The organism is Pseudomonas sp. SDO55104_S430 (assembly GCF_054070595.1).
This window is the reverse complement of sequence record NZ_JBSVXG010000213.1, coordinates 1-9,687: the sequence shown is the minus strand read 5'-3', so window position 1 is coordinate 9,687 and position 9,687 is coordinate 1. Positions and strand designations below refer to the sequence as shown.

General features: G+C 59.2%; 11 protein-coding genes. 7 read left to right on the top strand and 4 right to left on the bottom strand.

What is annotated here, in order from left to right:
• Nucleotides 1–314: 314 nt before the first annotated feature.
• The 3 genes from ACW9JE_RS25125 to ACW9JE_RS25115 are packed head-to-tail and all read left to right on the top strand — an operon-like array spanning nucleotide 315 to nucleotide 3,404.
• Entirely contained in the window at nucleotides 315–1,814 is a 1,500-nt protein-coding gene (locus ACW9JE_RS25125) for a CHASE2 domain-containing protein (RefSeq protein ID WP_457434265.1), read from the top strand.
• Between the two features lie 18 nt (nucleotides 1,815–1,832).
• Nucleotides 1,833–2,267, top strand: a complete 435-nt coding sequence (locus ACW9JE_RS25120) for a hypothetical protein (RefSeq protein WP_224534976.1) — start codon at nucleotides 1,833–1,835, stop codon at nucleotides 2,265–2,267.
• A gap of 27 nt (nucleotides 2,268–2,294) precedes the next feature.
• A complete protein-coding gene (locus tag ACW9JE_RS25115) occupies nucleotides 2,295–3,404 on the top strand; it encodes a M48 family metalloprotease (protein WP_457434264.1) in 1,110 nt (369 codons plus the stop codon).
• Nucleotides 3,405–3,523: 119 nt separating this feature from the next.
• On the opposite strand, the gene ACW9JE_RS25110 is transcribed toward ACW9JE_RS25115, so the two are convergent.
• Together ACW9JE_RS25110 and ACW9JE_RS25105 are read right to left on the bottom strand one after the other, a co-directional pair.
• Nucleotides 3,524–3,835, bottom strand: coding sequence for a DMT family transporter (locus ACW9JE_RS25110; RefSeq protein ID WP_224534981.1), 312 nt, complete (start codon nucleotides 3,833–3,835; stop codon nucleotides 3,524–3,526).
• A 64-nt stretch (nucleotides 3,836–3,899) separates the two neighbouring features.
• Nucleotides 3,900–4,352: a carboxymuconolactone decarboxylase family protein gene (locus tag ACW9JE_RS25105; protein WP_224534983.1), complete on the bottom strand. Its 453-nt coding sequence runs from the start codon at nucleotides 4,350–4,352 to the stop codon at nucleotides 3,900–3,902.
• Nucleotides 4,353–4,385: 33 nt separating this feature from the next.
• Here ACW9JE_RS25105 and ACW9JE_RS25100 point away from each other — a divergent pair, with 33 nt between their 5' ends.
• The 4 genes from ACW9JE_RS25100 (at nucleotide 4,386) to ACW9JE_RS25085 (ending at nucleotide 7,426) form a co-directional block, all read left to right on the top strand.
• Entirely contained in the window at nucleotides 4,386–4,631 is a 246-nt protein-coding gene (locus tag ACW9JE_RS25100) for a hypothetical protein (protein WP_457434263.1), read from the top strand.
• A gap of 4 nt (nucleotides 4,632–4,635) precedes the next feature.
• Nucleotides 4,636–6,051, top strand: a complete 1,416-nt coding sequence (pdxR, locus tag ACW9JE_RS25095; protein WP_457434262.1) for a MocR-like pyridoxine biosynthesis transcription factor PdxR — start codon at nucleotides 4,636–4,638, stop codon at nucleotides 6,049–6,051.
• A gap of 104 nt (nucleotides 6,052–6,155) precedes the next feature.
• Entirely contained in the window at nucleotides 6,156–6,782 is a 627-nt protein-coding gene (locus ACW9JE_RS25090) for an FMN-dependent NADH-azoreductase (RefSeq protein WP_457434261.1), read from the top strand.
• A gap of 41 nt (nucleotides 6,783–6,823) precedes the next feature.
• The gene (locus tag ACW9JE_RS25085; protein ID WP_457434260.1) at nucleotides 6,824–7,426 is read left to right on the top strand and encodes an LOG family protein; all 603 of its coding nucleotides are present in this window, start codon (nucleotides 6,824–6,826) and stop codon (nucleotides 7,424–7,426) included.
• A gap of 92 nt (nucleotides 7,427–7,518) precedes the next feature.
• Here the strand turns inward: ACW9JE_RS25085 and ACW9JE_RS25080 are convergent, their stop codons facing one another.
• Both ACW9JE_RS25080 and ACW9JE_RS25075 read right to left on the bottom strand, forming a co-directional pair.
• Nucleotides 7,519–8,163, bottom strand: coding sequence for a hypothetical protein (locus ACW9JE_RS25080; protein ID WP_457434259.1), 645 nt, complete (start codon nucleotides 8,161–8,163; stop codon nucleotides 7,519–7,521).
• 696 nt (nucleotides 8,164–8,859) lie between these two features.
• A complete protein-coding gene (locus tag ACW9JE_RS25075; protein WP_224534995.1) occupies nucleotides 8,860–9,276 on the bottom strand; it encodes an organic hydroperoxide resistance protein in 417 nt (138 codons plus the stop codon).
• Nucleotides 9,277–9,687: the final 411 nt, after the last annotated feature.

The following is a 9,687-nucleotide window of genomic DNA, read 5'->3' as shown; positions in this document are numbered from 1 at the left end:
CTGTGCTGGCCCGCAAACGCCCACTCTGTAGGAGCGAGGCTTGCCCGCGAAGACGGCATCCCGGAACCACCGTGGCAAGGATCCATTGTGTAACATCCACGAAACAGCAGGGATCAAGAGGACTATTGCGCCGATAAAGGGCGCTTGCGAGGCACTGGCCAACTGCTAGGGTCTACAGGGAGCGCAACGGTTGAACAAGCCATTCCTTGCAGTGCTGTAGGCATTGCTCGTACCGGAACGCAACAACGGCAGTCTTCTGCACCGTCCCCGGCTGGTTGTCGGGTCAGCGTTTTGTGAATGGCGGAAGTAACGTTATGACCGGCCATGCGAAGTCCGAGCACTGGCTCGCGCATTTCCTATCTGTCTGCACGCACCATTTGCCGGCGGCGTTGATGGTGGCTGCCATCGTCGGGATCTGCCATCACCGGTTTCACTTGCTCGATGCCGTCGACGGATATGCCTTTCTCGGCATCGGCAATCTCACGGCCCATGACGTTTCGCAGGATCTGGGCGACCGGCCCACGGTCGCGGTGGTTCTGATCGATCAGCAAAGCCATGAGGATTACTACCGCGAGCGAAACCCCCTGGATCGCTGCGAGCTGAAAAAGGATCTGGAGGCGATTTACGATTTGCCCAAGCCTCCCAAACTGCTGGTAATAGATCTCGACCTGTCTCCCTCCATGCCTGTTGCCGGTCCGGAAAACGACGCGGCCGAGTATTGCAACGCTCTACTCAGGACATTGCTTGGGCAGCTTCGCCCTACGCAAACCGTGTTGATGGCGCCCTTCGAAATGCTGGATGCGAAAGCTCAGGCGAACATCGAACAGTGGCGTGAAGACCTTGAGGGATATGTGTCCTTCGCCGATCCCATCATCCGCATTCGCTACGGACTGGTTAACGCCATTGACTGCAGTGCCGACTCGCTGGCCGCCGTTGCGTTCGACAACTACCCGAACAAACCCGTCAGGTTGAAAAACTGCCTGAGCAATCAACACAAAGAACAGGTTCCACCGCTGGTCATCAGCCCGGGGCAATACTTTTCAGGTTTACGTGCCGTTGCACTCAGCGAGTTGCCTTCACGCAAGCCTCAATGCGACCCCTGTGTCCCGACCAACGCCGACTTGAACCTGCCGGTGGTCTTTCTCGGCAGCGGTTACGGCGACAGTGACACCTACCTCACGCCTGTCGGCACCATGTACGGCGTGGAAGTGCATGCGGCGGCCTTCATGTCTCTGCTGCAACCCACAAAGGGCAACGACGCGCTCGCATTCGTACTGGACGTCGGACTCGGCCTGTTGATGGGCAGCCTGATCGATCTGTCCTGGCGGCGGTATTTTTCCCTGCGTTTCAGCTCCAGCGCCTTTGATCGTCAACGGGCTCCCTGGCGGATTCTGTTGCTCGGCGCCGGGTTGTCGATCGTGGTCCTTATGCTGACCTTCGTGTCTTTCTGGCTGCTGCGCCATTGCAGTCTCTGGCTGTCACCGATTCCGATTGCCCTGGGCATGTTGATCGAAAGCTTTTTCAGCAGCGCCGTAAGAGCCGCCGTCGAGGAAGGTTATGAGCAGCGTCAGGCGCTGATTAACCGCCTGGAAAAGGCACAGGGTGTTGGCCCGGACAGTTTTGCCCAAAAGGTCGCAGAGGAACGGGAGCAACGCCCGCATCACGCCCACGGCTTGCAGGAGCGAGCAACACGTTTTTTCTACCTGGATTTCGCGCGTCTGCTGCGTTCCGGACAGTACTGGGCGTTGGCCTTGCTGATCTTGCGCAGGCTGGCGTTTTTCCTGTTGCTCTTATTCGCCCTTTTTATCCATTGACCCGCCGAGGGAAATGTCATGAAGCCGATCCGCTTTGCCATCGCGACATTGCTGCTGATGACCGCAGTGCCCGCCATGGCTCAACAATGCCAGGGGTTGCAGGACCTGAATCACAGCAGCGGCGTACTGGACAATATTCTGCAACTGATCTGGAAAGACAAGGAACAGGCCGAATGCGGTTCCCTCACATCGGTGCTGGGCAGAGTCACAAACACCCGAAAAGTCGGCGGCCGCAAACTCGAAGAAGACCGCCCCTTCAACCCGCAGGCCGCCCAGGCCGATCTCGCCAAGGCCCAATCCGACCCCGAGGTTCGCTCCCGCCTGGACAAGGTCCGCAAGGAGGTCAGCGACCCGACCCTGCGCATGGTGTACGAAGCGGCGATCCTCGATGAAGAGGGTTTTTACAGCGCCAGGGATTTGCGCATCAACCAGATCAAGCAACAGGTCAAATGACAGGCAAGCACCTGTCGGGGATGCACCATGAACACGCGCGTGGCCCTGCACGGAGTACTGGCGCTGGTGATACTGACCAGTGCCTGCAGCACCCCGAAACTGTCCAACCCTTTCAGCAGCCAGGCGGGTTCGGAGCACGTCAAGGAGTTCGACACGTTGCCGCCTAGGGCATTGGTGGTGCTCGACCGCCATTGCTCAGAACTGGTGCAGCCCTACACCCTTACGCAGAATTTCGCCTCGCTCACGGTGTTCGGCGTGCAGGAAGGCGTGAAGGAAGGTCTCAAGGCCGTCCCCGGACAGCTGAGCAAACTCTTTGGCGGCAAAGGTGCGCAACCTGCCGCCCCCGGTAGCGACAAACTCGGCGACTCGGCCAAGCGCGCGGCCAAGCAATTGAACTGGATGCCCATGAGCGCCGAGGTCATGTACGCCCAGCGCCAGCACGATGCGTCCGAGGGCGACCTGTTGTCCCGCGACAGCAAGCAGGGCCGCAAGTATTACCCCACCGCCGACAAGATGCTCAAGGACATTCTGGCCAGCGTCCACGAACCCTACGACTATCAATTCAAGCTGTTCATCGTCGCCACCGACAACCACAACGCCCTCGCCCTGCCGGGTGGTTACCTGTATCTGGACAAGGGCCTGTTGAGCTCGCCGCAGATGCAGCAAAAGGCCTGGTTCGCCCTGGCCCACGAAATCTCCCATGTGCTGCAGCGCCATGAAACCAAGGAGATGCAGAGCCTGGTGGTCGACTCCTTCAGCGCCAAATCGGAGTTGCTCAAGGTGATGGAAAACGCCAAGGGCAATCCCAAGGCGGTAGTCGACCGGGTCAAGCTGGAGAAGGGACAATTCACCAAACACCATGTCGATCAGGAACTGCAGGCCGATTCCTGCGCGGTGAAAATGCTCAGCCGGGTCTATCCCGATCGTCAGCAACTGGCGGCGATGATCAATGCGTTCATCAAGGACCTGCCGGCGAATCAGGCTTCGTCCAAAAAAGCCTCCGGCAACCAGATGGAAGCCATGGCGGGCGATGTGGAAGACATCGTCAAGTCACCGGCCATGCGCCATCCGACGACCCAGGAGCGCAAGGCGAACTTGCAGGAGATTTATCAGGAGGTGACGGCCGGCGGGAAATAACCCCGCCCCTGTAGGAGCGAGCATGCTCGCGATGGTCGTCAACGATAACGCGGGGTGCCTGATACCCCGCGGTGTACTGTCGTCCATCGCGAGCAAGCTCGCTCCTACAGGGACGGGGGTCACACCAGTTTCAGGCCGATGATGCCGACGAGGATCACCGCGATGCAGAGAATGCGCAGCGGTGCGGTGGAGTCGCCGAGTACGGCCATGCCGATGATCGCGGTGCCGACTGCGCCGATGCCGGTCCAGACCGCGTAGGCGGTGCCCACCGGCAAGGTACGCAACGACAGCGACAGCAGAAACACGCTCGACAGCCCGGTGACGATTGTCAGGACGCCGGGGACCAGTCGTGTGAAACCTTCGGAGCCCTTCATGAAGAAAGCGAAGGCGATTTCCAGAACGCCGGCGATCGCCAGCAGTGCCCAGGCCATGTGCCTCTTCTCCTTTCAAAGTGTTCGCCCGCTGTCGAAGCCGGGCGAGCGAGCATAAAAGCGATCAGGCGGTGACAGCCGCCGGTTTCGAACGGAATGCCACGCCGAGTCGGTTGAAGGCGTTCATCAGGCTGATGGCATATGTCAGATCAGCCAGTTCCTTCTCGCTGAACACCGCCGCAACGGCGGCATAGTCGGCATCGCTGACGCCGGATTCAGCCACGTTGGTGACACTTTCCGCCCATGCCAGGGCCACGCGCTCACGTTGGGAGAACACATTGCCTGCGTCATGCCATACCGGCACCAGCACCAGTTTTTCTACCGAAACGCCGAGGCGCAGCAGATCACGCGAGTGCATGTCGATGCAGAACGCGCAGCCGTTGATCAGCGAAATCCGCAGATAGACCAGATCGACCAGCTCGGCGGGCAAATCGGTTTTGAGCAGGTAGCCATAGACGTTGCCGAAGGCCTTGTAACCATCGGGAGCGGCGCTGGCGTAGTCGATACGTTGAGTCATGATGAATCCTCGGATTGCTGTGTGGAGGACTGCATGCTGAGCCTGCTTGGCCTATGGTTGAAGAGCCATGTTCTGGATTGCGTACTGGGCCATGATGGACTAGTCGTTTTGTCGATTCATGGCCCTTCAAGGGAGGCCGTGAAGGCAGGTAGGATGTTTTTTTACCAGATCGCGGACCGCTTTTTTGTAGGAGCATGGCTTGCCCGCGAAGGCGATTTCACGGACGCCTTCGCGGGCAAGCCTTGCTCCTGCGAAATCATCGGTGATTATCCAGAGTGAATTCATGACCAACCCCATCAACAGCCAGTCGCCCCTCGACCCGAGTTCTGCGGAACCGATTTACCGGCAAATCTACTGGCGTTTTCGCGGGGCGATCAGCGATGGCGTGCTCACACCGGGCGAACGCATTCCGGCGGCGCGGGCGCTGGCCAAGGAGCTGGGGCTGGCCCGGGGCACGGTGGATACCGCGTACTCGCTGCTGACGGCCGAAGGCTATATCCAGCCGCGCGGTCAGGCTGGAACGGTGGTGGCCGCGGGACTGAATACCCGACCGACGTCGGAGCACCTCGACACATCGTCTCCATCACTTGGCTCAACGCCGCGGCACAAGGCGCCGGTTCTGCCCTTCCAGATGGCTCTGCCGGCGCTGGACGAATTTCCGCGCAAAATCTGGGCGCAAATCGGTGCCCGCTGCGTGCGCGCTACCGGCGTTGCGGAAATGGCCAATCCCTCGGCCCAGGGCCTGGAATCCCTGCGCAACGCGATCGCCAGCTACCTGCAAGTGGCGCGCGGCATCAGTTGCCAGCCTTCCCAGGTGTTCGTGACCTCGGGCTATCGCAACACCCTGACGCTGATCGTTCACGCCTTGCTGCAACCCGGCGACCGCGTCCTCGTGGAAAACCCCGGCTACTCCCCTACCCGCCAGTTGCTGGAGCTTTTGCGGATCGGGATACAAGCCGTAGACGTGGACCGCGATGGCATGCAAGTCACCCAGGGCATCGCTCAGTCATCCGACGCTCGCGCAGCGGTAGTCACCCCGGCGCATCAGAGCCCGTTGTGCATGTCGCTGTCCTTGCCGCGTCGTCTGGAACTGCTGGAATGGGCGGCCCGCGAGCAGGCGTGGATCATCGAAGATGACTACGACGGCGAATACCGCTACGTCAGTCGTCCGCTGCCCGCACTCAAAAGCCTGGATCGCGAGGGCCGCGTGCTTTACGCAGGGACCTTCAGCAAGGTGCTGTTTCCCGGCATCCGCATCGCCTATCTGGTGGTGCCGCCGGCGCAGGTCGAGCGCTTCGAACAGGTCGCCCGGATGTTCCTCGGCGGCGTTCCGGAATTGACCCAGGCCATCGTCAGCACCTTCGTCACCGAGGGTCATTTCGCCCGGCATATCCAGCGCATGCGCAAGCTCTACGGCGAACGCCGGGCAGCGGCAGTCAAAGGCCTGAACAATGCCTTGGGCGATGAGGTCCGCATCGATGCGCAGCCCGGCGGCATGCACCTGATCCTGCGCCTGACCCGGGCGCAATCCGACCGCGAACTGGTGGAGCGCCTGTTGCACGCGGGGATTTATGCCGAAGCCTTGAGCGAGTGCTACATCGGCCCCGATAGCGAATGCGGCCTGATGCTGGGGTTTGCCAACATCGACTCGCAAGCCAGCGCCGAACGACTGGGCGAACGCATCCGCGCCCTGCTCTGAAGCCTGATCATGGTCCATGCAAACAGGCAATTCTTGGCTCTTTGTCACTGATCCAAGCGGCCACATCATGCAGACCCTACTTGTCACCGATTTCCAAGGGTCCCATGAAAATACTGCGCGTGATCTGCAGCCCGCGAGGGACTGCCTCCGAGAGCTATCGGCTTTCGCAAACCCTGATCAAGCACCTGATCGACGCCCATCGGGGCACCGATTTCATCATCACCGAACGGGGTGTCACCGGCCTGTCCCATGTCGATGCCGACTATGCCCAGGCCGTGAGCAAACGTCGTGATCCGGCCAGCCTCGTCGCCAGCCAGGGCGCGCTGCTGCAGGCCGAACAATTGATCGGCGAACTGGAAAGCGCCGATTGCGTGGTCATCGCCACGCCCATGCACAACCTGATGGTGCCCTCGGCGCTCAAGGCCTGGCTCGACCATGTGATCCAGGCCGACCGCACCTTTCGCATCACGGCTCAAGGCAAGGTCGGCGCGCTGCGGGATCGGCCGGTGTATGTGGCTGTCGCGTCGGGCAGCACCTTCACCGGGGTCAATGCCCATCAACCGGATTTCCTGCGGCCCTGGCTGACGACCGTGCTGGCAAGCATCGGCCTGCTCGATGTGAGGTTTTTCACCGTGGAAGGTACCGGTCAGAAGCCCGAGGCCCTTGAGGTCATCCGCGAGAACGCCGAGCGGGCAGCGGCGCAGTTCTTTCTGGATGACCGCGTTGCCTGAATGTCCATCGCGAGCAAGCTCGCTCCTACAGGAAAAAATCGATGACCAACACCCGTGCATTGCGCAGCATCGCTGTCTTCTCTGGCTCCAACCATGGTTTCAATCCCGCCTATGTTGAAGGCGCCCGCGCCCTGGGACGGGAAATCGCGCGGCGCGGTCTGCGTCTGGTGTATGGCGGTACCGACAAGGGGCTGATGGGGGTCATGGCCGATACCGTGCTGGCCGAAGGTGGCGAAGCAGTCGGCATCATTACCGGGTTGCTGTTCGAACTCGGGCATTTGCATCCACAGTTGACCCACCATGAAGTGACGCAGGACATGCGCAGCCGCAAGACCCGCATGAGCGAATACGCCGATGCGTTCATTGCCTTGCCGGGCGGTCTGGGAACGTTCGAGGAGTTGTTCGAGGTGGCGACGCTGACGCAACTGGGCGAGCACCACAAGGGCGTGGCGTGCCTGAACATTGCAGGTTTCTTCGAACCGGTACGCAGCCTGCTGGACCACGCGGTGAAGGAAGGTTTCATGAAAACCGAGCACCGCGACATGCTGATTTTCGACACCGATCCCGCGGCCCTGATCGATGCGCTGGAACGATGGCAGGCGCCGACCGTCACCAAGTGGATCGGGTCGGCGCCTGCTGTTTGAAGTTTCAGGGCCTGGCGACGCTGCTCCCGAAATCTGTCGCCAGTGCCCTTTTTTACGTCAGCTACAGTGAGCCAGGCTCCCGTGCCGATCTTTTAGTGTGCGGCCGCCAATTGCTGTGGCGCGCTTTCGGTTTCCTGACGCTTGGCGTACTGGGTCAGCACCACCATTGTCGCGAAGCCCAGGGCGATCAGCACCGGATACGCCATCAGCAGTTCCGACAGCGAGTATTTCCAGGCCAGTGGACGTCCGACACCGAGCATGACGGCATACATCCAGGACACGGCCGAGAGCGAGCCACAGAACAGCGCCATCATTCGCGCGCTGAAACCGAGGTTGAGCAGCGAACCGGCCTTTTGCAGTGCCGGCAGAACCAGGCGATGCAGCAGGACACCGTTGTAGGTCAGCATCACGACCATGATGATCTTGGCCTGGAGCTTGGGATTCATGAAGTACTGCATCCCCTTGTCCAGATAGTCGATGCCCATGATCGCCATGCCGGTGATCCAGAGAACGATCAAGGCCCAGACGACATTGCGCTGCAGGCTCTCCATGTGTGCATGATCGTGATCGGTGAGCGCCTTGCGTTTCAACATGTCCCTGACCATTGCGATATCGCTGGTCAATACCAGGCCTATCGCTACGCAACAGGCGACCAGGTGGACGTAAACCACGCCCAGTCGCAGAAACTCCATGAATTCTTTATGTTCGATCAGGCTCATAATTGTATTTATCGCCACGGGTAATATCTCCACCTTATTCGATAGTACAGATAGGCCAATCAACAGAGTTCTTATGTGTGGTGACTCTGAATGACCTTGCTCATACAAGAAAATAAACAACAGGCTAGTTATGTGATTCCTATTGTTCGCTCCAGGACCTCAATAACCGCTTAGTTCGTTCCTCTCAATTTTTTGGTAAAAAAATCCCCATCTGCATTCACTGCATATGAGGGTCGGATTCCACTTCTGTTCTTGCTGGATGGGGCGCATGTCATCAAGTGACTTGCTGCGTACTATGAGGGTCTCAGCCAATGAATGTTCATTTTTTGAGCGGGGGACCGACAGACGGTCGAGGATTTTCAAGCGATTTTACATCGGACCAAAGGCCTAGGACCTTCGTCGAAGCCCATTCCTGCTGGCCTGCTTGTTTTAGATGATGCTTAGTACAATCTTTTGGATCCACTAGTTGCTCGCGGGAAAATTTCACACGCAAATTGGGTCAACTTTCAGTCGAGAGAGCTCAAAATAAAACAGTCATACTATTTTTTTGCCTGATTGGATCCTGAAAAAGGCCGAAGTTCACAGCAAGTGCATACAATCCTTGTGCTACAAACAGCTTCTTATTAAGGATTTTTCAGGGAAGTTTGCATTGGAAAAGTTTTGGTCCTGGCAACAATGATCAGATATTGGTTGCCAGGACCTTGTTAGTTCAACTCAGACGAGCTTGACCACCACATTGATGTTGTTGCGTGTGGCTTTCGAATAGGGGCAATACTTGTGTCCGGTATCGACAAGTTTTTGCGCGGTTTCGCGATCAAGCCCGGGCAGGCTGACATTCAACCGCGCCTGCAACAGGTAGCCACCTTCATTGGTGCCCAGGTCGACTTCAGTGTCGACGGCCACGTCCTTGGGCAGTGCCACCTTCAATTCCTTGGCTGCCACGCCCATGGCGCCGATGAAGCAGGCTGACCAGCCGGCGGCGAACAATTGCTCAGGGTTGGTACCCCCACCGCCCGCGCCTGGGGAGGACAGTTTCACGTCGAGAATCCCGTCCGAACTTTTGGACGCGCCGTCGCGGCCACCGGTGGTGTGGGTTTTGGCGGTGTACAGGACTTTGTCGAGCTGGGTCATGATGATCTCCTGATTGAGTTTGGGTTCATACGATTTCAGGTGAATCAGAAAAGCGGCCTGCCGATGATATGCACCGGGCGCGCAGCAATCCTCCGCCCGGGCCCGGTCTATCAATATAGACGGCCCCCGCCGAACAGTCGGCCTGGCCGACGAAGTCAACCTCCCCCTCTCCTGTAGGAGCGAGCATGCTCGCGATGAACGACAGGACACCGCGGGGTGTCAGGTTGCCGGTGTCATCATTGACGACCATCGCGAGCAGGCTCGCTCCCACAATTGGAACGGGTACATCCGAGAAAGCGAGGTCGGCAGTCAGGCCGCCTTCGCGAGCAAGCCCGCTCCCACAGTGGCTTTGGGTCCATCCGGGAAATCAGGTCGGCTGTCAGGCCGCCATCGCTGGCAAGCCAGCTCCCA